1 protein-coding gene is annotated in these 614 nt (G+C 73.1%); it reads right to left on the bottom strand.

The features are described from left to right. A partial coding sequence (locus K206_RS0115145) for a 2-dehydropantoate 2-reductase N-terminal domain-containing protein (protein ID WP_020203246.1) occupies positions 1 to 500 on the bottom strand: 500 nt, incomplete at its 3' end. Positions 501 to 614: the final 114 nt, after the last annotated feature.

Here is a 614-nt window from a genome sequence, read left to right as displayed (position 1 = left end):
AGCGGCTGCGCCGCCTCGGCGCGCGCGCCGACCACAAGGCGGTCGCCGGGGCCCTGGTGGATCACGGTGCCGGACGCATCCAGCGTGGTGGCGATGTAGGAAACGCCGCCCAGCACGCGCGCGCGGCCGTAGCGCGCGTCCAGCGTCTCGTAGGCGCGCAGGCCGTTGACCAGCGGCAGGATGGCCGCGGCCTTGCCGCCATTGCCGCCCCCGCCGCCCCCGCCGTCCAGCGCCGGATCGAGCGCCTGCATGGCGCTGTCGAGGTCATAGGTCTTGCAGGCCAGCAGCACGAGGTCGTAGCCGGGCCGCACCTCGGCGGCCTGCACCGTCTTCACCGGGGTGCGGATGTCGCCCAGCTCGCTGCGCACCACGAGGCCGTCGCGGGCCAGGATTTCGGCGCGCCGCGGCCGCACCAGGAATGTGACATCCGCGCCCGCCTGCATCAGCCGGCCGCCGTAGTAGCCGCCCATCGCGCCCGCGCCCAGGACCAGAATTTTCATGACGTCTCCCGCCTCGATGAAATAAGTGAAACCAGCAAAATGCACGGCAGGCCGGGCGGGCGCCGCGCCTGTCCGCCGCGGCGCCTGCTAGGCCTGCCCTGCCACATCGTCGGG

This window comes from Cupriavidus sp. WS, assembly GCF_000395345.1.
In the GTDB taxonomy this organism is placed as follows: Bacteria; Pseudomonadota; Gammaproteobacteria; order Burkholderiales; family Burkholderiaceae; genus Cupriavidus; species Cupriavidus basilensis_B.
The sequence above is the reverse complement of the archived record's forward strand: the minus strand, read 5'-3'. Positions and strand labels throughout refer to the sequence as shown.